This is a genomic window from Vibrio sp. 10N.286.48.C11 (assembly GCF_041469805.1).
Classification (GTDB): domain Bacteria; phylum Pseudomonadota; class Gammaproteobacteria; order Enterobacterales; family Vibrionaceae; genus Vibrio; species Vibrio crassostreae_C.
Genome location: NZ_JBFRLK010000091.1, coordinates 15686 through 40015, shown reverse-complemented (window position 1 = coordinate 40015; position 24330 = coordinate 15686). Strand labels below are relative to the sequence as shown.

The following is a 24330-nucleotide window of genomic DNA, read 5'->3' as shown; positions in this document are numbered from 1 at the left end:
GTATTAGGGGTTAGTCATCCCTGTTATTATCCTTTAATACTCTCACCCTACATTTATAAAAATTACTTTAATTAAAATAGATAAAATCAATAAAGTAATTATATGAAATATAAAAATGAATGAATCATAAATAAAGTTCAAGAATGAACTCAATATTTCACTGAGAGGTGTCAAATGAACAGCACACTTTTTCTTACAGGCTTCGGCGTGTACGTATGTTTTTTAATTTGGTTAGGCTGGTTTGTCTCGCGTAATCAAAAATCTGGCGAAGATTTCTTATTAGGTGGCCGTGGCCTGCCATTATTCTTAGTACTTGGTACAACAGTTGCGACTATGGTCGGCACGGGTTCAAGTATGGGCGCGGTTGGCTTTGGCTACGCAAATGGCTGGGCAGGTGCTCTGTACGGAATTGGCGGTGCTGTGGGCATCCTATTGCTTGCACTTTGGTTTGCTCCGGTTCGTAAACTGAACTTCATGACCATGAGTGAAGAGCTGGCTTATTACGTTGGCGCTAACCGAATCGTAAAAAACGTGGTTGGCCTACTTATCTTTATCGCGTCAATCGGTTGGTTAGGTGCGCACATTCTAGGTGGCGGCATGTACCTAGCGTGGATTGCAGACATCGACCTTAACCTTGCGAAAATTATTATTGCTGCAGCTTTCACTATCTACGTTGTTATCGGTGGTTACACAGCAGTTGTATGGACCGATACGATTCAAGCAATCATCCTTTTTGCTGGCTTCATCCTAATGGCGGTAATGTCTGTTGATCACATTGGTGGCATGGACAACCTTTACGCTGCGATGGACCCTGCTGCTACAAGCTTTTTAGCAATCGATAAACTGGGCATTCTGCCTGCTGTTTCTCTGGCTGTGGTTATCGGTGTGGGCGTACTTGCAACACCTTCATTCCGCCAGCGTATCTACTCTGGTAAAGATGTTTCAACTATCCGTCGCTCTTTCGTGGCTTCTGGTGTGTTGTACCTTTTCTTCTCTATTATTCCAGCAATCATAGGTATGGCGGCACACGCTATTGACCCAACGCTGGATAACCCGAACTTCTCGTTCCCTTACATTGCAGCGACGGTACTACCTGTTGGCGTAGGCATGATTGTTCTTATCGCAGGTCTATCAGCAACCATGTCGAGTGCAAGCTCAGATGCGATTGCCGGTGTATCTATCCTACTGCGTGACGTGTACGTGATGTTCACAGGCCGCGTACCAAACAAAGAATCAATGTTGAACTACTCTCGTCTAGCTTTGGTTGTGGTGATTGGCTTCGCACTACTGTTCGCACTGACGTCAAACGACATCATTGGCTACATCACTAAGATGATTTCAACGGTTATGTCGGGCATGTTTGTGTGCGGTATGTTGGGTAAATTCTGGAAACGCTACAACTGGCAAGGTGCGCTTGCAACACTAGCGGGTGCTTCTGTAGCTTCATTCGTAGTAATGTTAAACGCTGACTACACAGCCTTCTGGGGCAACCCAGTTATCCCATCATGTCTGTTTGCTCTAACGGCAGGTGTGGTTGTGAGCCTAGTGACTCCGGCTAACCAAGTAACACCTGAAATGGCAAAAGCGATTCTTGATGACGAGCGTGCTCTGATGGAGATGGAAATGTCTGAGACTGGCGTACTTGAAGAAGAAGCGGCACCTCAACGTCCTGCAAATCAAACAAGCTAAACCTAGTCTCCACAACTGGTTTGCTTAATTCAGGTCCTGCTTAGTGGCAGGGCCTTCTCCCACATATATCTCTCTATTTTAGGATCGGCTATGCCTGCATCTTCTCATTTCAATATTGCTTTCTTCGGCGAATGTATGGTCGAAATAAGCGGCTCTCCATTAACCAAAAAATTTGGCGGTGACACACTTAATACCGCACTTTACCTTTCTCGCTTAACTCAACATCAAAACCTCTCTGTGCACTATGCGACAGGGCTTGGCAGTGATGAGCTGTCTCAAAATATGATTGATAGCTGGCAACTAGAAGGCATTCAAACCAATTTCGTCGAACGCATTGCGAACAAGCTTCCTGGACTCTACATGGTTGAAACCGACGAGACAGGCGAGCGACACTTTCATTACTGGCGCAACGACGCGGCAGTCAAATCTTACTTTCAAGCTAGTGATCTGAATAAGCTTGAAATCGCCCTGACCGAGAAACAAGTCGATGCGGTTTACATCAGCGGTATCAGTATCGCGATTTTAGATGACACCTCACGTGAACGTCTGTTGAAAGCCATTGGTGTGTTCTCAAATCAAGGCGGAAAGCTGATTTTTGATAACAACTATCGCCCGCAACTTTGGACGACTGAACAAGCTCAGCATTGGTACGCCAAGTTACTACCATTGGTCGACATTGCACTGATTACCGAAGACGACGACCTGCTGGTTTGGGGCAATGGCGAGAGCGTTCAACAACGCTGCCTTCGCTTAGGCTGCCAAGAGATCGTCATCAAACGTGGCTGTGAGCCATGCAAGATTGTTCAAGTTGAACAAGGCGATGTTGTTGAGAGTTATGTATCCGCGACTCGTGTTTCTAACGTGGTCGACACCTGCGCTGCGGGCGATTCATTCGCTGCGGGTTATTTAGCTGCGCGTCTTACTGGCGAGAGCGCCACCGACGCAGCCGAATTTGGCCACCAACTGGCTTCCATCGTTATTCAATACTCTGGCGCAATAATCCCTATGAGCGCTATGAGCCAACTGATTAAAAAATAAAAAGCGGAACTATTATGTCTCAAGAAATGATCAACACACTTAAGCAGTTCAAAGTTATCCCTGTTATCCAAATCAACAAGGTGGAACATGCGATTCCACTAGCAAAAGTGTTGGTAGAAAACGGCCTGCCAGTAGCAGAAGTGACGTTCCGTACCGAAGCGGCAGCGGATTCGATTCGTGCGATGCGTGATGCCTACCCAGAGATGTGTATCGGTGCAGGTACAGTACTCACACCTGCGCAGATCGACCTTGCGAAAGAGGCGGGCAGCGAATTCATCGTAGCACCGGGCCTGAATCCAAACACCGTAAAACGCTGCCAAGAGATCGGCATGCCAATCGTTTCGGGCGTAAACAACCCAAGCCAAGTAGAGCAAGCGCTAGAGCTTGGTCTTAACTTCTTGAAGTTTTTCCCAGCAGAAGCGTCTGGCGGCATCAACATGGTGAAATCTTTGCTAGCGCCTTACGTTGATGTGTCACTAATGCCAACGGGCGGTATCGGCAAACACAACGTGAATGATTACTTAGCCGTTGATCGCGTCGTATGTTGCGGTGGCACGTGGATGGTATCTCCGAAGATGATCGAGAACGAACAGTGGGACGAGATCGCGGAGTTAGTCCGAGAAGCGGTCGCTCTTGTGAACTAACGAGAAGCGTTTGGAATAAAGATAAGTGTTTTAAATAAAGATAAACAACAGCAGTGGTTGATGGTTCTGTTTTGTGAATTGCCTCCGATAAACAAAACAGAACGCCCGTTATATAGGAAAACTAATAATGAAAAAAACTATATTATCCCTATTGATTTCAGGTTCAGTAGTGTCCCCAATGGCGTTAGCAATGGCTCCAAGTACCGATCTAAATTTAATGCCGTACCCGCAAACAGTCGAGCTGCAAGCTGGGCAGGTTAAGGTTGATGGCAACTTCAAGGTTTACATCAAAGGCTTTAACTCTGACCGTGTTGAATACACGGCGAAACGCTTTATTGACCGCCTTGAGCGCCAGACTGGTGTACCTATTCTAAACTGGCAGGTTGATAGCGCCGACCAAGCGAACCTGATCATTGATATCGACGCGGCGCCAAAATCTGAAGTACAAAACATTGATTCTGTGGAGTCCTACAAAATTACGACTCAGGGCGAACAAATCACGCTGAGCTCTCCAAGCCCATACGGCACAATTCACGGCATCGAAACCCTTTTACAGCTCGTTGAAACCACAGCGACTGGCTACCACATTCCTGCTGTCACGATTGTCGATGAGCCTCGCTTCCGCTGGCGTGGTGTCTCTTACGATACCTCTCGTCACTTTATCGAATTCGATGTGCTGATTCGTCAGTTAGATGCGATGGCATCGGCGAAGATGAACGTTTTCCATTGGCACTTCTGGGACGACCAAGGTATTCGCATTCAAACCGAATCATGGCCACGTTTGTGGTCTGAAACCGCTGATGGTAACTACTACACCAAAGACCAAGTCCGTTACTTAGTGGAATACGCGCGTAATCTTGGTATTCGTGTGATTCCAGAGGTGTCTCTTCCGGGTCACTCTTCTGCGGTTGCTTATGCTTACCCGCGCCTGATGTCGGGTGGTGAAGGTCAAAGCTATGAGCAAGAGCGTGGTTGGGGCGTGTTTGAACCATTAATGGACCCATTGAATCCAGAGCTCTATGAAATGCTGGGCGACGTATTTGATGAAGTGACCGAGCTGTTCCCAGACGAGTATTTCCACATCGGTGGCGATGAGCCGAACTATGCGCAGTGGAAAAACAGCGAAAAGCACCAAGAGTTCATTGAAGAGAACAATATCGATGGTGAGCGCGGCTTACAGTCTTACCTCAACGTAAAAGTTGAAAAGATGCTGGAAGAGCGCGGCAAGAAGATGACGGGTTGGGATGAGATTTGGCATAAAGATCTGCCAACCTCTATCGTGATTCAAAGCTGGCAAGGGCACGACAGCATTGGTCGTGCGGCGAAAGAGGGTTACCCAGGTATCCTGTCTACCGGTTACTACCTAGACCAACCTCAGCCGACTAGCTACCACTATCGTAATGATCCAATGCCAAGCGGCATCACGGTTGACGATAAGCTGAACAGTGGCGAAAAATTCGTGACGTACCAATGGGAGAAGCCACGCTCAAAAGGCGGTCCGCGTAAGGGAACATTGACTATCATTGAAGCAAAAGACGGCACTTTCCGAGCGTTCAGTGATTACAACGGTAAGTCTCGTGAAGAGATCTACATTCTTGATTATGTGCCGGGCAAAACCTTTGTTGGCCACTTCGATAACTTCATGTCTTACACCGAGTTCAACCTTAACCTCAATCCAAATGGGTTTGCGGAAGGCAGCTATCAGTTAATTGGTAACGTGCGTTGGCCAACCACAGGTGAAGTGATTGCGAGCAGCGATGTAGAAGGCAGCGTGATCCCTGAGCCAAACGGTGGTTACCCTGCGGAGCTAACCGACAAGGAAAAAGAGCTGATTTTAGGTGGTGAGATCACCATGTGGCTAGAAAACAAAGATAGCCTCACGGTAGAAAACTATCTATGGCCACGCAGCTATGCAATTGCAGAGCGTTTCTGGTCGGATGCTGAACTGACAGATGAGCGCAGCATGTACAAGCGCATGAAAGCGATGGATACATGGTCGGAAGTGTCGGTTGGGTTACGTCACCACGCCGATGCTGACATGTTATTGAAGCGCATTGCGAAAGGCCAAGATATTCACGACCTGCGCGTGCTAGCAAAATACACCGAGCCAGCACAGTATTATGCTCGCAACTGGGAGAAGTGGAATTCCACCGAACCTAAGGGCACCTTGTACAGCCAATACGAGCGCCTAAACCGCTTCGTGGATGCGCTGCCAGTGGAAAGCTACGCAGTGTATGAGATGCAAGATTTGGTCAATGAAGTGGCGACGGGGAATCAACAAGCGCTTGAGCAACTTGCAGAGCATTATCAGCAAGCGAAAGCGTCTGCACTGGCTGCTAAAACTGTCTTAGCAGGTAATGTCTCTTCGGTAGAGACTGTGGTGGTGGCAGAGAAAACTGTCGAAGTTGCCGATCTGGCGCTCACCTTGATTGCTAAAGCGAAAGCGGGTGAGCAAGTTCGAGAAGCAGACGCTAACGCCTACCAAGCTATCCTATCTGATGCAGCGAAGATCTACGATGAATCGATCATTGCGATAGTTCGTCCAACGGAGTCACTGCTTAAGCACCTGAGCAAGTAAGCGAGATAGAATAAGTCACACGCTAATAAACTTCTTCAAACCGCCCTCTAGGGGCGGTTTTTTGTTCCAGAATTCCAATAGAGTATCAGGAACAAAACATCATGTAAGCGACGACTCACTGTCGGCACTCTTAAGCGTTAGCGTGAACGTCATTCCTTGTTCAGGGTTGTTCTTAGCAATTAGATAGCCTTGCATATCGCGCACATTGTTAGCGGTGATGGCGAGTCCGAGCCCGAGCCCTTCGCCCATTTTTTTGTTGGTGTGGAAGGGTTCGAAAATGGTTTCTAGTTGGTCTTCGGATACGCCACAGCCATTGTCTTGAACCTTGATGATAACTCGCTGCTGTTCGGTATGAGCGCTGATAACAATGGTTGCTGGTTTCTGATTTTTCGTGGCATCGACGGCATTTCTAAGTAGGTTGCCAAGCACTTGACGAAGCCGCGCCTCTTCTCCCATTACCATCGAAATATTGGAAGCTACACGCACGCGAATATCGACGTTTTCCAATTCGGCTTGATGAATACGTAGGATTTCTTGCAATGCGTCAGTCAGTGAAACTGGGTAGGGCTTTTCAAGTCTTTGAAAGGCGAACGACTTCAATTGGCTGGTCATGTTAGCCATTCTGTCGATTAGGCTCATGACCAAGTCCATGTTCGCTTTCAACATCTTAGTCTCGCCTCTTTCCATCAGTAACTGGTTACTCGAAAGCAGAGTTTTTAGACCGGTAAGCGGTTGATTAAGCTCATGAGTGATCGCACTCGACATACGCCCTAATGCGGCAAGTTTGCTTGATTCAACCAACTCTTGTTGTGCATCTTTGAGGTCTTGCGTTCGCTCTTCTACCCTCAATTGAAGTGTTTTATTGGCTTCCTGAACCGCGATCTCCGCTTTTTTACGTTTACTGATATCAATCACAGTACACAGGTAATAGGTTGTGGCATGCCAAGGAAAGGGGCTAATAGAGAACAACACCGGGAAGTAGCTGCCATCGCTGCGTCTTGCCATGGTTTCAACACTAGTGATCTCGGCCAGCTCCTGATGTTGCTCTAAGTTCTTCAACAACTGCAAAGTGGTTGAATTCGGGTTACTGGCCTCAAAAAGTTGCCATGCTTTGATGTTGTTGATCATCGAATCAGATAGGCAGAAGTAGTTTTTGGCCATCAGATTAATGTCGTGGATGTGGCCGTGTTTATCGATCAGCACAAGTCCAACGTGTGTCTTGTTGATCATTCCAGACAATCGTTTTTCAGATTCTTCAATCAGCTTTTGGATTCGTAGGTTGCTGAGTTTTTTCTGGCGTCTTTGGTAGAGAATGACCAGCAATAGCATGATGAAAAGACAGCCCACCGCCACGCTCCAACTTATCCAGTTAGTGGTTTGATTGAGGCTAGTTAATGGGGTGAGATAGGTTAAACGCCAATTGAGGTCATCTAATTTGATGGACTGAATTAGGTAATCCTTACCTTGCAGTCGCCAAACGCGAATGTGGGTTTGGTCGTACAACTCGCGTTTGGTGGCAGTAGGCTGAGAATTGAAGGTGTCGTTAAACCAGTCAGCACTCAATCGGTTATCACTTGAGAGAAAGAACTGATCGCGAGGGTTCTGGAACAGGACTGCTTCGCCATCAGCAAACCATTGATCAGTCAGCAGCGATAAGTCAATTTGCACCGCAACAATGCCTACCACATCAGCGGCTCGATACACCGGAGCAGCAATAAAGTAATCTGGGGTTACGCCTTTGTTTTTGGTTACTACTGAAATCGCCCCACCTTGCTGGTGGATTTTCGACACAATCGTGCTGGCGTTCTTTTTGCTCAGCTTGCTTCTTTCTACACTCGATACCAACAAATCACCTTCGCCAGAAAGCAGATACCAGCCCTTGGTGTTGGCCGCTTTATCCAGTTGAATCAGCTGTTTCTTAATGCGTTTTTCAAGGCGGGCTTCACCATCAATGAAACGTACACTGGTTTCATCGTTCGTCACTAGGTAGGGCAGATAATAGAAGCGTTTCAGGGTACGTCTGGCTTCGGCAATGTATCCGAGGAAGCGCTGTTCTGCATAGCGTTGGGCTTGTTCGAGCTTCCATTGGCTTATACCACTTTTGGTGGTTACCTGAACCAAACCAATTAATAAACAGGCACATAGGAATAACCAATATCGATTGTTATTCATCATTGCTGATCAAATCCTTTTAAAACTAGTGACTTGAGAAGGTTTTCTGTTTGCTTTTTAAGCGAATGGAGAGTGAGACAAGTTGAAGCTAGCAAACATTATAAAACTGTTAAAGGAGTGTTATTCAAAGTGGGAGCTAGCTCCTTTTCGTCTGCGGATTTTTTACATACCGTAGGCGACATTATTCAGAGGTAAGTGGCGGAACCAAACCATGCAGCGTATAGCTTTGATTGAAGATGATGCAATTGTGCGTCAAGCAACCAGCCAATGGTTACAATTAGCGGGCTTCGATGTCACCGCATTTGAGGTTGGGCAAGATGCGTTAAACGCGGTAGAGCAGGGTGATTTCCAAACCATCATCACCGACGTTCGTTTACCTGATATAGACGGCGTTGAGTTGCTTGCGCGATTTAAGCAGTTAGTACCTGAGGTACCTGTCATCTTGATCACTGGTCACGGTGATGTCGATATGGCCGTGAAAGCGTTACAACAAGGGGCGTATGATTTCATTGAAAAGCCATTCGACCCAGAGCGCCTCTCTCAAACGGTATCTGAAGCGGTCGACAAACATCAAAGTGGCCAAGACAGAAACAGTCGTCAGAACTATCTGGATAACCTGAAGGGTATTGAACAGGTTCTGATTGGCCGCAGTAAAGTGATGTGTGAATTACGAGAGCAAATACAAAAAGTCGCCTCGATTGATACCAATGTGATCATTTATGGTGAAACCGGCTGCGGTAAAGAGCTGGTCGCCTCTTGTCTGCATGAGTTTAGCCAGCGAAAACCTCATCCGTTTGTGCCGCTAAACTGTGGCGCGATTCCAGAAAACCTCTTTGAAAGCGAGCTGTTTGGACACGAAGCCGGAGCATTTACTGGTGCGGCCAAGCGACGTATTGGCAAGCTTGAATTTGCCGACAAAGGCACGGTGTTCCTTGATGAAATAGAGAGCATGCCATTGTCGATGCAGGTTAAGGTTCTACGAACTCTACAAGACAATGTTGTTGAACGTGTCGGTGGTAATCAGCAACAAAACGTTGACCTGCGAGTGGTGTCTGCTTCGAAAAGCGATCTACTCAATCACCCTGATTTTCGCCAAGATCTTTTCTATCGTTTGAACGTCGCACAGCTGCACTTACCTCCACTCAGTGATCGCGAAGAAGATGCCTTACTTTTGTTTGAACACTTCACCCAAGAAGCAAATCCCGAAACACGAATAGCCAGTGAGGCTGATCGTTACGCTTTATTGTCTTATGCGTGGCCGGGTAATGTGCGTGAGCTGCGCAATGTCGCGATTCGTTTTGCGTTAGATGAGAGCCTAACAGTTGGGGATATCTTGGCGTGTCGTCCCAACTCGGTAACGGAGTCTGCCACAGCGGGAATTCCGTTGGCGGTGCAGGTGCAGAGCTTTGAACGCAAGGTGATTCACGATGCGTTAGTGCGTTATCAAGGGCGTATTAATGATGTGATGCAAGATTTGGATCTACCTCGCCGAACACTGAACCAAAAAATGGTGCGCTATGCGCTGAATCGAAGCGACTATGTCGAATCTTAGTGAGCAACAAGACTGTAGTGTTTATTGAAAATTAATGAGCAATAAATGGCTCACACTGTATTTGTGATTTTATAACTGTTGGTCACATTTCTCACGTAAAGTGTGATGTGGCTAACTTTATATAGATGTTACTACCTGTTTTTAATGAGCAAAAAATGGCTCATGCTATCTGCACTGAATAAGCAATAATCCGCCTATTGTTATTGAGCTTTTTATTTAAACTTAATTAAATCAATAGCTTAAATTTTGGCATTGTGCTTGCTATCTAGCAATCGTTGTTAACAAAAATATAACGTGAATAACTCTACATGGAGAGTAATAATGAAATACAACAAGCTAGTTAAAACTTTAGCAATCGCAATGGCCTCTATCGGCCTTATCAGCAATGTCTCAGCTCAAGAGGATCGCAGCTACATTTTAGCGACGGCCTCAACGGGGGGGACTTACTATCCAGTGGGCGTCGCTTTGGCAACATTGAGTAAAGTTAAGCTTGCACCCAAGCAGCACTTCTCTTTGGCCGCGATCAGCTCTGCGGGATCGGGTGAAAACGTAAAACTGCTGAATGAGAACGAAGCACAGTTTGCCATTTTACAAGGTTTGTATGGCGCGTGGGCGTGGCAAGGGCTAGGTCCATATGAGAAATCAGGTCAACAAACACAGCTTCGTTCGGTGTCCATGTTATGGCAAAACGTAGAACACTTCATTGTGCGCTCTGACTTAGCCAAAACAGGCACTGTGAGCGACTTAGAGAACCTGAACGGTAAGAAATTCTCTATTGGTAAGAAAAACTCAGGTACCGAGAACTCGGGACGTCAGATCATGCAAGGCCTGTCCGTAGACCCAGAACAATTTAAACTTGCCTTTATGGGGTACGGCGGTAGTGCGAGCGCACTACAGAATGGCACGATTGATGGCATGAACACGCCTGCAGGCGTACCTGTTGGCGCGGTGACCCAAGCGTTTGCAGCCTTGGGTGAAGACATTCAAATCCTGTCGTTTACCGATACTCAAATTAAACAAGCGAACGGTGATTACAATATTTGGACAAAATATGAAATCCCTGCAAATACTTACCCGGGTGTAGATAAGCCAATCACCACCATCGCTCAACCTAACTTCCTAGCGGTTCGTGAAGACATCTCTGAAGAAGACGTGTACCAGCTAACCAAGGCTATCTATGAAAACCTACCTTTCCTACAAGGTATCCACAAAGCAACCAAAGCAATGGCACTCGATAAAGGGATTGCAGGCCTTCCTGTTCCGCTTCACCCGGGCGCGGCTCGTTACTATAAAGAAATGGGTATCGATATCCCTTCTGAGTTGATCGTCAACTAGCTAGTTCCCGACAAGTTATTGGTTGTCCACTGACCCTTCGTGACTTAATTGCTTGGTGCTCGTTCGCTAGAGAACGCGTTCGTGCACCACCTCACTTTATGGATTTTCTCTGCGCGTTTGGCTGTGGAGAGCAGGAGTTTTCTATGAGCGATTCGCTGCAGCAGGAACTGAAAAAATTTGAACTGCCGACCCGAACGGATTTTCCGTGGGTGGGCAAAGCGATAACGACAATGGGAGTAATCCTCTCCCTATTACACATTTGGTTTAACACCTTATCTACTTTACCAGAGCTTTGGATCTCGGCGACCCACTTTGCTGGCTTTGCGATCATTTGTGCACTTTGGTATCCCGCCCATATCTCGCTGAAAAAGAGCAAGATCGCTCTGGCGGTCGATATCGGAATCGCTTTGGCAGCTCTGGCTTGTCTTATCTACATCCCCTTTGCAGAAGATGCTTTGTATGAGCGAGGCGTGAAGTTTATCGCCAGTGATTGGTTCTTTTCTATCTTGGCTATTACCATCGTTATTGAGCTGATTCGACGCACCATGGGCTGGTTTATTCCGGTGCTTATCTTAGTGTGTTTGAGCTACGTAGTACTGTGGGGACAATGGACCAGCGGCATCTTCCATTTTCCGGGCTTGAGCCTTGAAACACTGCTTTACCGAAGCTTTTACTCATCAGAAGGGATGTTCGGTTCTATCTCACGAATCAGCTGGACCTTCGTGTTCATGTTTATCCTATTTGGCGCATTCTTAGTGCGATCGGGCGTTGGTGATTACATTATTGATGTGTCTCGCGCAGCGGCGGGCAAAGTGATTGGTGGCCCTGGTTTCATTGCCGTTATTGGCTCCGGCTTGATGGGCTCAGTCTCCGGGTCGAGCGTAGCAAACACAGTATCGACGGGCGTGATCAGTATTCCCTTGATGCAAAAGGCAGGTTTCCCTTCGCGCTTCGCGGCAGGTGTTGAAGCGGCTGCATCTACTGGCGGGCAGCTGATGCCACCTGTGATGGGTGCGGGCGCGTTCATCATGGCCTCTTACACGCAAATTCCTTATGTCGATATTATTGCGGTTTCCTTCGTTCCTGCGCTTATCTACTTTTTGTCTGTGGCATTCTTCGTGCGCATCGAAGCAAAACGCAGTGGTGTGCAAAAGGTGACTTCTGGCTGTGAGCCTCTATTGAAAGTATTGCTGTCGGGTTGGCACAACCTGATCCCATTAGCGGTGTTAGTGACTCTGTTGGTGAAGGGCTTTACGCCGACTTACGCTGCGGGCATCTCGATTCTGTCTGTCGTGGTGGCTTCATGGTTCTCTAAAAATCACAAAATGGGTCCAAAGGCGATCATCGAAGCGCTTTCTCAAGGCGCAAAAAACATGGCGACCACGGCTGTGTTGCTAGTGGGTATTGGTCTAGTTGTTAATGTCATTAGCACTACGGGAATTGGTAACACCTTCTCTTTGATGATCAACAGCTGGGCGAATGGCGAGTTACTGGTGATGATCGCCTTAATTGCACTGGCGTCTTTGATTCTGGGCATGGGCTTACCAGTAACCGCGGCTTATATCGTGTTGGGTACTCTGTCTGCACCAGCTTTGTATAAACTGATTGCTGAAAGTCAGTTGCTCGACCTGTTGGTTTCGGGACAGTTACCGGAACAGGCGAAAGCTATCTTCATGTTGGCTGCGCCAGATAAGCTTGATTTGCTGAACGCGCCAATGGCACTTGAAACAGCCAAAGAGATGATTGCGTTAGTCCCTGCTGATTTTGTGGAAACTCTGCTTGAACAGAGCCTTGGCTTAGAAGCGATCAGCCTTGCACTGCTTTCTGCCCACTTGATCATTTTCTGGCTATCGCAAGACAGCAACGTGACTCCGCCTGTTTGTTTAACTGCATTTGCGGCTGCAACCATTGCTAAAACACCCCCGATGAGAACGGGATTAATGGCATGGAAGATAGCCAAAGGCTTGTATTTAGTACCATTGTTGATTGCCTACACTAACTTGGTCAGTTGGGATGTGATCTCCGTGTTAGTCACGGGTGGCTTTGCTGTTATTGGTACTTACGCGTTTATCGCGGCGATTGAAGGTTATCTAGAGAGCGAAGTTAATATTATTACTAGAGTAGTGTTGGTTGCGGTAGGTATAGCTCTAGTATGGCCTGATGTTTCAGTCGTGATCCGTTTGGTATGTGTTGCCATTTTTGTTGGCATCTTTATCTACAGCGGTCGTAAATACGATGCTAATCAAGTGAAAATGGAATCAGAAAGTGAGGAAAAAAAGTTACCTCAAACCGGGTCTAACACTGTCGCGTCTTCCCTATAATTAAAAGGATTGAATGTAGGAATATTATGAACTCAATATACGACTATATTATCGTTGGTGGCGGCATTGTTGGCGTGTCTACGGCTTGGCAATTACAGCAAGCTCACCCTGATAAAAGTATCCTTTTAGTCGAGAAGGAACGTGGTTTCGCGCAGCACCAAACTGGCCATAATAGCGGGGTGATTCATGCTGGTGTTTACTACGCTCCGGGCAGTTTAAAGGCGGATTTTTGTAAACGCGGCGTAGAGCGCACCATCGCCTTTTGTAGCCAACACGATATCCCCGTCGAAAACTGCGGTAAGTTGTTGGTCGCGACCAATGAGCAAGAAGTGGAGCGAATGAATGCGCTCTATCAGCGTTGCCACGATAACGATATTGATGTTGATTTGTTGGATCAAGCTCAGCTCAAACTTGCCGAGCCAAATATCACGGCTTTGGGTGCGATTTATGTCAAAACCACCAGTATCGTCGACTACAAAAAAGTCACCGAAGTGATGGCTCAAGAGTTTGTTGAGGCGGGTGGTAAGCTTAGCCTTGGTACGGAAGTGATCATGGCCGATGAGCAAGAAGATGAAGTGCAGTTAACGTGCAAAGTAGATGGTCAGACTCTTCAACTGAACAGTCGATTCTTGATCACGTGTTCTGGCTTGATGGCCGATAGAATGACCAAGATGTTAGACATCGAAACCGACTTCCAAATCGTGCCTTATCGCGGTGAGTATTATCAGTTAGACGCTAAGCACAACCAAGTGGTGAATCATCTTATCTATCCGATCCCTGACCCAGAACTGCCTTTCTTGGGCGTGCATTTAACACGCATGATTGATGGCTCCGTAACAGTAGGGCCAAATGCAGTTCAAGGCTGGAAGCGAGAAGGTTATGGCAAGCTTAACTTTAGCTTCAAGGACACTTGGCAGATGCTGAGCTTTGTGGGTTTTTGGAAAGTGACTGCGAATCACTTGAAAACGGGTTTGGTCGAGTTTAAGAACTCGTGGTGGAAACCGGGATATCTAAAGCTAGTGAACAAATACTGCCCGAGTATTACGGTTGATGATTTTAAGCCTTATCCTGCTGGGATTCGTGCTCAAGCGGTACTGAAGGATGGCACCTTGGTCCATGATTTCCTGTTTGCCGAAAGCCCAAGAAGCTTACATGTATGTAACGCGCCATCACCGGCTGCGACCTCTGCAATGCCGATTGGTGAGTACATCTGTGGCAAGGTAATGAAAAAGACGGCTTGATGATAACTAAAGGTTATTAAGTTGAGATGCTCTCCGAAGACAATAAAAAATCCGCAAGCTCCAATCTATTTATGATCGTGGGCTTGCGGATTTTTAGTTTTAGCCGTGTTTGCTAGGTTTAATTGTTAGTCAATTAACCAACCTTAAAGCCAATCAGGAACGAAGTTAGCGACGATGGTGACATCACTAAAGTTACGGTAACCGCGCACCATGATGCTGAATTCACCCGCTGGCTTGTTCAATACACACTGTTCGTTACTGCTGTTCTGGTATGGGCGGCAGTCGTAGTTCGCTTTCGATACGGTGCCGTTGTGTTTCACATATAAGTCGGCATCGCCACTTCGAGGGCCGGTTAATGTTACCGTTAACTGACCTGCACTTTGAGTCGTAAATGTGAAGAACTGCTCTTCACCATATCCTGCAGTAAGTCCTTTAACAGGCACGCCATTTTGCAGCTCTTTAGGGCCTGCAACGGGTGAATCAAGGCTGGTTTCGACAAGGTAAGCAATGGCTAGTTTGGCGAACTTGGTCGCGTGTGTCGCCGTAGGATCGGAGTTCTCAAGCGTGTCGTGCTGGGTATGAATACTTGGGTTGTAATCATTGAACATGCTCTCGAATGGCATGGCGGCTGGGTAGCCAACATTGTGCCAAGAAGCGTGGTCAGAACAGGCATAGCCACAATCATCGAAACCGTAACTGATCTCATTAGCGTAAGTGTCGATCAGCTCGCTCAAGTAGGCGGTTAAGTTACTGTCGGTATAGTCTGTGATGAAGGTGATATCGTGCGCCGAACCGTTGTAGTTGGTCATGTCTAATTGCAATACCGACACAACGTTGGCTTGTTCATCTCTTAAAGCGTTAGCGACATCTTGTGAGCCACGTAGCCCTACTTCTTCTGCAGCATAACCATAGAACTTAATGGTCTTGTCTGGCTGAATGCCACTGGCGATCATCAGGCGAAGCGACTCAGTTACGGTCGCAATACCAGACGCATCATCATCGGCTCCCGGTGAGATGGTGCCTTCGCTTGTCCAAGATCCAACGGTCGAATCAAGGTGCCCACCAACAACGACGATCTCTTCAGGATATTTAGCGCCAAGCAGTGTCACTTCAACGGATTTTTGCGGATATTCGGCATGCGTGATCTGGCGTGCAGACGCATAAGGCACATCTTTAATTTCCGTCTCCCAACGTTCTAAAAGCCAATCTGAAGCCTCGACACCAGTAGAAGTAGTATAAAAACGGTTGGTGAAGTTGGTTAGATTTTCGATGGTCGTGACCATGTTGTTCGGCTCGACCTGAGCGAGTAGGTCGTTCACCGTATCTTGATGGCTGATCACCGGTTTTTCGAAGGTGTTCATTGTCAGTGGCATCGCTGCGGCTTTGAGTGCGCTTGCTTTGTCTTCGTGCACCATGTAGCCACCACAACGGTGAGTTTCTTCATGCATGTGGCTGGATAGTTTCGCCAGCTCTTTCTGGTTGATTTTCGCGACGATGGAATGCTTGTTCCCCGTCACGCTTGGATAAACCGTTGCGCCATGTTGAGTCATTATATGCTGTGCGTCAGCATCGGTGGTGATCCAGACTTCTTCGTTCGCTGGTGGTGTGATACCTAGGGATGCGTAAGCCGAAGTGCTGGTGGTTAAGGCTAAAGAGCCTCCGAGCACAGCCAAAGCTAGCATGCTTTTTTGAATAGCCATTTGTCGTCCTTTTTATGGTGAGTATTGTTGTGTTGATTGGTGTGATTTTTGTGTAATACGTGGATGTTTTTGTGTAGATGTTTCATTTTTTAAGCAGATAACCGCGAAAAGGGCTCCTTTCGGAGCCCTGAATTTACTATCGATTATTGTGTTTTAATGAAACGGTAGTGCTTGGTTTCTGAACAGATATCGCTTGAGGTACACACTTGGTACTCCACATCTACTGTGCCGTTGTGACGGAACTTGTCGACGTATGAGTTAAAGTCTGTAGCACCAACATTCTTGCCATTACGCTTAATCACGAAGTAGTCGTTGGTGTCGTAATCCCATGCCAGCTTAACGCGAGCTTTGCCATTCGGGTTTTTGTTACCAAACTTCAGTTTTAGTGGGAAGCCTTCCGCTGAGTCACCTTCAATCGTAATCGACTTGCTTGTTGATGTTGCAACGCCTGCATCGTCAGTCACGGTTAGAGTCACCACGTAGTCGCCAGCTTCAGCGTAGGTATAACGAGCCACTTCACCGGTTTGTGTGTTGCCATCGCCAAGGTTCCATTGGTAAGAAACGATTTGACCATCGCTGTCTGAACTTGTGCTGCGTAGCTCGACTTCTTTACCGACAATCGTGTGTTCGAAAGAAGAGACGGGCGGCACGTTAGCGCTGCCTGATTCGTACGACGCTTTCAGATTTGCACCTGCGTAATCTGAGTAACCTAGAACGTTAACCGTGTAACGACCTGCGGTTGGGTTTTCAATCACACACACTTCATCGGTCACGGTTTCGCTCTTACAGATATTCTCCTGAGAGCTTGGCGCATAATCTAGGCCGACATAAATATCTGGGTCACCCGTAGACACAGCAAGATCAATCGTCAGTTTCTCTTGGCCTGATGGTACTTCGATATCAAAGTAAGTTTTCGAACCTGTTTCACCAGCAACTGCGGCTTCAACACCATTTTCAAGGCGTTGATATTCCGGTTCTGGTGGCAGTGGTGGCTCTGCACATGGGGTAACACCCACAAGACCGAACGCAGAAACAACGTCATCGGCATTGTAGCCAAGGTCTGTTGCCGAGTTTTTCACGCCACAAGCACCCTGCCAGAAGTCACTGTTTTCTGACCAGTAGATTTGGTTGGATAGCACGAAAAGCTCGAACGCTTTTTTAGTATCCCAGCCTTGCGTGGTTGCAAGGTGGTAGAAGGCCTTGTTGAACACGCCCGAACTGTAGTGCACATTCAAGCCATCGTAGTACTCGGATGCATTATTGATTGAAGAACCATCTCGTGATGGATCGTCCATGTAGCGTAGAGCTCCGTCGCCTTTAAAGATATTACGGCCGACCATCCAGTCGTTGGTGCCTTTCATGTAGTATTCTGCCGCTTCACCTGCCATATCAGAGAAGGCTTCGTTCATACCACCGGATTGGTTTGCGTAAACCAAACCTGAGTTTTGCTCAGTGAAACCGTGGCTCACTTCATGGGCTGATACATCTAGGCTAACAAGCGGGTAAAAGAAGCTCTCCCCATCACCAAAGGTCATGGCTCTGCCGTCCCAAAATGCATTCTCGTAGTTTTCACCGTAGTGAACACGCATCATGAGCTTGAAGGAGAGTGGCGCTGTGTCGAACCAGTTTTTATACATATCGAACACGATGTTGCCAAAGTAATGGGCATCGTTGAGTGGTGAGAATGCGCCGTTCACGGCTTTATATTCGTTACGAGGACATTCATAGCTGTAAGTGGTGTCGCCGTCGGTCGCGCCATTAAGGTCAACGGTAACGACATTTTCAGACTCCATTACACACTCTGTGCCCACTTCTTGAACATCAAGGTAGTGGTAGTCGGTGCCGTATTCGTACATGCCGGTTTTTTCGTTGCCGCCAGGGCCAGTACCGATCTGAGCATGGGCAATACCTTCCCAGCGGTCGATGACCTTGCCTGTGTGCGCGTCTAGCATGGTGAACGGTCGAGTCGGCTGTTCACTGCCTTCTACTAGGTAAGAGACAACGTACACTAGTCGTGTTTTATCTACGCTTTGCTGTCCGATGCCTTGCTTCACAGAGCCTTGATAGATAAATAGCTGATGTTGAACGTTGTCTAGAGATTTGCTGGTTAAGCCTTGAGTCTTTAGATCTTTACTTGCGAGTTCAACCGCTTGAGCGCTGTTGATTGATGGCTTAACAAAAGATCGCTCTAAGGTCGTTGTTTTAAGGTAGCGACCTTGAACGGACTTAAGTGCGCCACCTTGGACACTTTGGGTGGCATTTAGGTAATGTCCCCATACCGGTGTTCCCCAGATGTTCTGTTGGATCTTAACTTTGTAGATACCACGCTTTTTCAGGTTTACTTCTTTCACCATCTTAAAGCTAGAGGCGTTACTGACACCTAACTGAGAGTTCAACCCAGAAAAGCTAGTAAAGTTGATCGGTTGATCGATGTTAACGGATTCACTTGCATGTACTGATAAAGACATAGCACTCGCTATAGCAACGGCAACTAAACGCTTTTTCATTTTCATTGTTATTTTCTCTTTCCATGTAAAATCCATGAAAAAGTAACAAAATTATCACAACGAATTTACATCATTCGATCTGATTAATTAGTAGCATGGCAATGATCTCTTTTATTCATGAAACTTATATTTCTCGTATTTACAGATAGTTATCATTTCTGTTTATTTTTGAACGCACTCATAGGTTTTATTTATAAAATCATGACAATTTTATTAGGTGTTGTTTTTTATTGGAAATTAAGATTTCTAGGTAAATAGATCTGTGCCTCAATTAGCGGGCTCTGGGTTGATAGAAGGATCAACGATTTGGAAGTGTCATTTTGAGCGAAAGACGATTAAGCGAGTTTAAAGGCAATTTTGATAATAAATTGACGATTTTGGGGCTTATTTTCTGAATTGTTAGTTACAAGAGAGTTAGCCAAATGGGGCTTTATTTGGCACAGAGCACAAAAACGGCTGGATGAAAAAAGCCAGCGACGGGTCACTGGCTTAGATTAACTTAGTTTGTGCAGGCTACTGATTAAAGGTACGTAACTAATACACTTAGCTATGGTCTGCGACTAAAGCGAATTACTGCTTTTTACCGCCAACTTGAACATATTCAATACCAATAATACGGTTGATAACACCCAAAACAGAGGTCGTATCAGAATTTGTTGATGTAACGGTATCGACGGTTGCGCCTTCAGGAACCAATTCCATTGCACGATCTTGAGTGTTGCCCGGAACTTGGAAGCCTACAATGTTGAAGCTCTCTGCGTGCGCTGTGTAAACTTCTTCATTGTGGTTAATACCTGAACAACCTGCTAGAGAAACAATGCCTAAAACAACTAATAACTTTTTCATAAAAATACCTTAAGAATGATTGGAACCGAGATGGCAAGCCACAAAAGCAGTGTCGTGATTATCAAGATTCAATAAGTTCATGGGAGACAGCATCTCCCGACCGATGTTGAACATTATTCCAGAGGTGTTTTGTCGTTACTGTATGGGTTTGTCAGCTGAATCATTACATAGCTGAATGGTTATGGTGAATACTGCACCCTTTAAGGCTTGGCTCTGACCCACTTCCACAGTTGCGTTATGTTGAGCACAGATCTTCTCGACGATAGATAACCCTAACCCATGGCCGCTCTTGGCCTTGTTACGCGCTTTGTCGCCAACGTAAAAGGGTTCGAACAGGCGAGCTTGATGTTCTTGTGCCACGCCATCACCATCATCATGTACCGCGATCTGTAGCTTATCTTGATGCACGCTTGCTTCAATCGACACTTGCGAACGTGCGAATTTCATTGCGTTACGCACTAGGTTATCTAGTGCTCGGTTGAGTAGCGTTTCGTCTGCCATTATCGAGCTAGATTGCTCAGGTAATGAAAGGTCGATGTTGAGTTGAGTGTCTTTACTCCAACGCGTCATGGCGTGGTCGAGAAAGTCTCGTATCTCTAATGGTTGTTGTAGGTTTTCTAGGTCAGTGCTATCGAGTTTGGCGTAATACAATAGTTCATCGACCATCTTTTCCATCTCTTCCGTGTCTTCGACAATACTCTCAATCGTGCTCTCTTGCTCTGCGCTTAGCTGGGTGTCTTTCAACATTTCAGCTTGCCATTGAATACGGAATATTGGCGTGCGCAGTTCATGAGCGACAGCATTAGTGAGTGAGCGATTACTTTCTACTAAGCGATGAATTCGGTCGGCCATTAGGTTGAAGGATTTGTTCAGTGAACCAATCGCAATGCCACTTGAAGTTTCGGCTCGTGCCGAGAGATCGCCTTCCGCAAAACGCAGAGTGGCAGCCTCAAGCTTTTTAACTCGGCGGAAGATAATAAATAGATGACATAACCCATATAAGATAAAGCTCGCTAAAAAGAACAACCAAATGAGGTCATCCTCCAACTCTATTTTTTGCCTAACGAACGCTTCACTGTTGGGGAGGTAGTGATAGGTATTGTCACTGCTTGCTAAGCGAAACCATAGGTCCCGTTCATCATCGTGAAAAACAAAGGTATTTGGATTCGTGCTGAAGAACTCTGAAACGGGGCTAGGTATTTCATCGTCTGGGCTGAATGTAACCAATTTATTTCGTGTGGTTTCTACAAACTGGTTTATCGCTTGATGAGCCGCTTCAAGGCCTTGATTTTTAGCGATGTTCTCGATCAATTGCTGGTGGGCAGCCGCTTCGTAATCTTCCAGTACGTATTCGTAGTCGGTATTGAGCTGATAGACGCTAATCTCGTAGGCGACAAGGCCGGCCATAAAGCAAACTAACAGCCCTATTAAGGACTCCAAAAAGATACGTCGCATAATCGCCCTCTTTTATTACGCTCGTATTGAGCGAGGTTAACGCCAGGCGGTCGAAACAAATAAGTAACCCTTCCCGCGAATGGTCTGAATTTTCTCTGCTGGTGTGTGGTCGTCGCCCAAAATCTTTCTTAGACGTACAACCTTGTTGTCAATCGTCCGGTCTATTCCGTCGTACTCAATCCCGCGCAATGTTTGCGTCAAGTAGTCACGAGATAACGGCGTGTCTGGGTTGCTTGCCAATAACCAAAGTAGGTCAAACTCGCTGTCAGTGAGTGATAAAACCGCACCTGAAAGTTCACACTTCTTATAAGTGTTTTTCAGAACGAGTTGATCGAACTGAAGGGTGTCTGAGTCATCGACTGAAGCGGTATTGGTGTCTTGGCGGCGTAATAGCGAACGAACTCTGGCCAGCAGAACTCTTGGTTTGATTGGCTTGGTGACATAGTCATCAGCCCCTGTCTCTAAACCAGCGACGTGGTCAAAGTCGTCATCGCTAGCAGTGAGCATCAAGATTTTACCTTTATAGTGCGTACGCGTCTGTCGGCAGATTGTAAGTCCATCAGTTACAGGAAGCATCAAATCCAGCAGTACGATGTCAGGTTGCTCCGTGAGGATGGTGTGTGCGGCATCACTGCCATCGTCCAACACCGTGACATCAAAATCTTGCGCGACGAAGTAGTCCTGCAACATTTTCTGAAGTTTCAAATCGTCTTCCACGATGATCATTTTAGGTTTTGTCATTCCATTATCAGCCTTGTCGTGCGTTTCACTTATTGAGATTAGGTGAGCGAGTCTTCGTCGTGATGAACCATTACGATTATACGCTATTGCATATAAGTTCAGATGCTTCGCCAAATACCTAAAGCGAATGATTAAACACTTTATAAGTTAGTTCAATGATGAATTGGCATTTATAGGAAAATAAAAAACATCGTTCAAATAGGCTCGACATTCTCATACATTTCCACGACAGATAAATTCAGCGCTAAACAATAGAATTTTCTCATCAAACATTTTGGGAATAACGGTATGAACGACTATAGAAATGCATTACTGGCGTTACCTTTGATTCTGTTAGCGGGCTGTAATTCAAGCTCTAACTCAGGTAAAGCTGCCACCAAAGTGCAAGCAAAACCTCAAGCGGATTACGTATTTTCATCAGCGAAACTGGGTGAGTTGTATAAAGAGCGACAAGAGGTCCAAGAATCCATAAAACTTGATTACAACGGTGTGCAGTATGAAATCGTTCTGTTTGCGGAAGATATTAGTGATAAGCAAAAAGTGGTTAGGCTTGCGGATAGTTTAGGTCAAAGTGTGGATCTGTACCTCCCTGATGCAGGATTTGATAGCTGCGGTATCTACACAGAGAGCAAGGGTTTGGACGTGTTTGATTGTGGTGCGGCTCAACGCTCAATCGGCAATGACACCACGTTAATTAACACGACGACGAATACTCATAAGCCCGTCGAGCTTGAGTATCACAATGAACTGGTTCAATACGTGACTAGCCTTGGGTCTACCATTCTGAGTAACACTAAAAGTGGGAACAAGGTAACGATAACCACCTCGTTTGCTTTCAACGCTTTTTACCGTGATGTGCTCAACGAGACTGGCGCTGTTGATCGCATTACTTCCACTCTAGGCGCATCAACCTATTCTCAGCTTTTTGATATCGTGAAATTGTATCAAGGCAGTGAGATGACGTTGAAGTTTACCAACCATATTGGTGGAAGTGCCGACGATGATATCAATATGTACACCGGTCGCATGATCCACAGTAACAACATGACGACGATCGTAACGCCTACGGGGTCGGTGTTCTCTGGCGGCACGGATCTTTTCGCTGGGGGTAACCCACGAGTTTTGCAACGAGCAGATACCACTAAAGCCATTGAGCTTAATAAGCAGGTTGGTGTGCACAGTTGGGCTGAGGATGATAAAACAGCCAAAGACTTCCCATACACGAACGAAAGCCATCGCAAGCAAGCGACCTACTTTAAAAAGGTAATGGGAGACAAAGGAATCGACTTCTATATCTTCACGTTGGATTCTGCTCCGGCTTCTGGCGAACACTGGGTGACTAAGGCTGAGTCAGATAAATACGGTTTCATCACACGCATTGAGTAGCTTAGGCTTGCAATAACATTAGAAACGACTGAGAAGGTTGGTGATGACGCTGTTGTCGCCAACCTTTTTTGTTCATTTTTTGATTCGTTACCTGTGTTGATTGTGGATTTCCTTGTCTTAAATTTCAGTATGAAAATTCCTTGATACTTCCTTTCCACTCCCTCCCCAAAAAGTTTCTACAAGGACTCTCACTGATTGATTCTTGAACTTTCTAAGCAAAAACATTTGACCAATAACTATCACACCTCAAATCTTCAATTGTTTTCGTTAGTGCTCTAAATGATATTTAAGCTGTTGTTCCATAATGATTTTTGTTGTTTTGAATGCTGTATTGTTATGAGTTTGTTTTAAATAATCATTTGAACCCTAACTAAATTTCTGTCATTTTATATTTAACTGAACGTTCAATATAAAATAAAAGGACTGAGAAATGCCGAAGGTCGGGATGCCTGATATACGTAAACCACAGCTTGTTCAAGCCACCATGACGGTGATTGATCGAGTGGGTTTGCATGCCGCGAGTATTGCGTTGATCAGCAAAGAAGCGGGAGTCTCCACTGGCATTATTAATCACTATTTTGGTGGAAAGCATGGGCTGCTCGAAGAGACCATGCGTGAAATCCTTCGCCAACTTTCTAATACCATCACGACTTCACTAAAAGCGCTTCCTGTTGATGCTCACCAACAGAGAATCAACGCGATCATCGATGGTAACTTCGAAGGTTACCAAGCAGAAAATAAGGTCGCGAAGGCGTGGTTGGCATTTTGGTCATATTCAATGCATGACGAACAGCTGAAAAGACTGCAGCGTGTGAATGAAAAACGTTTGATTTCACACTTACGTCTTGAGTTGAAAGGTATTTTGAATCATGAACAAGCGGATCTCGTTGCTCACGGGATTGCGTCTCTGATTGATGGTTTGTGGCTGAGAGGCACATTAAACCCAGATGGTATCGATGCTCAAAAGGCGCGTGCCATCATCAATGATTATCTAGATAAACAACTTACGTTCTACTCGTGTTACAGCAAATAGATCGCAGTGGTAGCGCTAGACCTAGAACGACCACCCAATACTCACATATAGACCAGTAGAGTCTAATAACAATAATTAAGTCAGAATCTCAA

Annotated in this window: 16 protein-coding genes; 10 read left to right on the top strand and 6 right to left on the bottom strand. The window is 46.1% G+C overall.

Going from position 1 to position 24330, the window contains the following annotated elements; translation table 11 throughout:
• The first annotated feature begins 174 nt into the window (after positions 1–174).
• From AB4209_RS19855 to AB4209_RS19840, 4 genes are all read left to right on the top strand, one after another.
• On the top strand, positions 175–1689 hold the full coding sequence (locus AB4209_RS19855; protein ID WP_017070562.1) for a sodium:solute symporter family protein: 1515 nt from the start codon (positions 175–177) through the stop codon (positions 1687–1689).
• A 90-nt stretch (positions 1690–1779) separates the two neighbouring features.
• Positions 1780–2727: a sugar kinase gene (locus AB4209_RS19850; RefSeq protein WP_372057030.1), complete on the top strand. Its 948-nt coding sequence runs from the start codon at positions 1780–1782 to the stop codon at positions 2725–2727.
• 14 nt (positions 2728–2741) lie between these two features.
• Positions 2742–3371 (top strand): bifunctional 4-hydroxy-2-oxoglutarate aldolase/2-dehydro-3-deoxy-phosphogluconate aldolase, encoded by a 630-nt coding sequence (locus tag AB4209_RS19845; RefSeq protein ID WP_372057028.1) that lies wholly within the window; start codon positions 2742–2744, stop codon positions 3369–3371.
• 127 nt (positions 3372–3498) lie between these two features.
• A complete protein-coding gene (locus AB4209_RS19840; protein ID WP_372057026.1) occupies positions 3499–5949 on the top strand; it encodes a family 20 glycosylhydrolase in 2451 nt (816 codons plus the stop codon).
• Positions 5950–6048: 99 nt separating this feature from the next.
• Here AB4209_RS19840 and AB4209_RS19835 read toward each other — a convergent pair whose 3' ends face one another.
• The gene (locus AB4209_RS19835; RefSeq protein WP_048660489.1) at positions 6049–8124 is read right to left on the bottom strand and encodes an ATP-binding protein; all 2076 of its coding nucleotides are present in this window, start codon (positions 8122–8124) and stop codon (positions 6049–6051) included.
• Positions 8125–8332: 208 nt separating this feature from the next.
• Between AB4209_RS19835 and AB4209_RS19830 the strand changes: the two genes are divergently transcribed.
• The 4 genes from AB4209_RS19830 (at position 8333) to lhgO (ending at position 14570) form a co-directional block, all read left to right on the top strand.
• Entirely contained in the window at positions 8333–9673 is a 1341-nt protein-coding gene (locus AB4209_RS19830; protein ID WP_048660488.1) for a sigma-54 dependent transcriptional regulator, read from the top strand.
• A gap of 321 nt (positions 9674–9994) precedes the next feature.
• Positions 9995–11008, top strand: coding sequence for a TAXI family TRAP transporter solute-binding subunit (locus AB4209_RS19825; RefSeq protein ID WP_108019735.1), 1014 nt, complete (start codon positions 9995–9997; stop codon positions 11006–11008).
• Between the two features lie 143 nt (positions 11009–11151).
• Positions 11152–13329, top strand: a complete 2178-nt coding sequence (locus tag AB4209_RS19820; RefSeq protein ID WP_372057023.1) for a TRAP transporter permease — start codon at positions 11152–11154, stop codon at positions 13327–13329.
• Positions 13330–13355: 26 nt separating this feature from the next.
• On the top strand, positions 13356–14570 hold the full coding sequence (lhgO, locus tag AB4209_RS19815) for an L-2-hydroxyglutarate oxidase (protein ID WP_102393793.1): 1215 nt from the start codon (positions 13356–13358) through the stop codon (positions 14568–14570).
• Positions 14571–14713: 143 nt separating this feature from the next.
• Here the strand turns inward: lhgO and AB4209_RS19810 are convergent, their stop codons facing one another.
• From AB4209_RS19810 to AB4209_RS19790, 5 genes are all read right to left on the bottom strand, one after another.
• Positions 14714–16270: a M28 family metallopeptidase gene (locus AB4209_RS19810; protein ID WP_104216320.1), complete on the bottom strand. Its 1557-nt coding sequence runs from the start codon at positions 16268–16270 to the stop codon at positions 14714–14716.
• A gap of 143 nt (positions 16271–16413) precedes the next feature.
• A complete protein-coding gene (locus tag AB4209_RS19805) occupies positions 16414–18783 on the bottom strand; it encodes a M4 family metallopeptidase (protein ID WP_104216321.1) in 2370 nt (789 codons plus the stop codon).
• Between the two features lie 564 nt (positions 18784–19347).
• The gene (locus AB4209_RS19800) at positions 19348–19623 is read right to left on the bottom strand and encodes a hypothetical protein (RefSeq protein WP_004732471.1); all 276 of its coding nucleotides are present in this window, start codon (positions 19621–19623) and stop codon (positions 19348–19350) included.
• 135 nt (positions 19624–19758) lie between these two features.
• Positions 19759–21078: a cell wall metabolism sensor histidine kinase WalK gene (locus AB4209_RS19795; protein ID WP_104216322.1), complete on the bottom strand. Its 1320-nt coding sequence runs from the start codon at positions 21076–21078 to the stop codon at positions 19759–19761.
• A gap of 36 nt (positions 21079–21114) precedes the next feature.
• The gene (locus AB4209_RS19790) at positions 21115–21819 is read right to left on the bottom strand and encodes a response regulator (protein WP_029235682.1); all 705 of its coding nucleotides are present in this window, start codon (positions 21817–21819) and stop codon (positions 21115–21117) included.
• Positions 21820–22107: 288 nt separating this feature from the next.
• On the opposite strand from AB4209_RS19790, the gene AB4209_RS19785 reads away from it, so the two are divergent.
• Positions 22108–23205 (top strand): alpha/beta hydrolase, encoded by a 1098-nt coding sequence (locus AB4209_RS19785; RefSeq protein WP_104216323.1) that lies wholly within the window; start codon positions 22108–22110, stop codon positions 23203–23205.
• Positions 23206–23635: 430 nt separating this feature from the next.
• Positions 23636–24238, top strand: coding sequence for a transcriptional regulator BetI (betI, locus tag AB4209_RS19780; protein WP_017070135.1), 603 nt, complete (start codon positions 23636–23638; stop codon positions 24236–24238).
• The last annotated feature ends 92 nt before the right edge of the window (positions 24239–24330 follow it).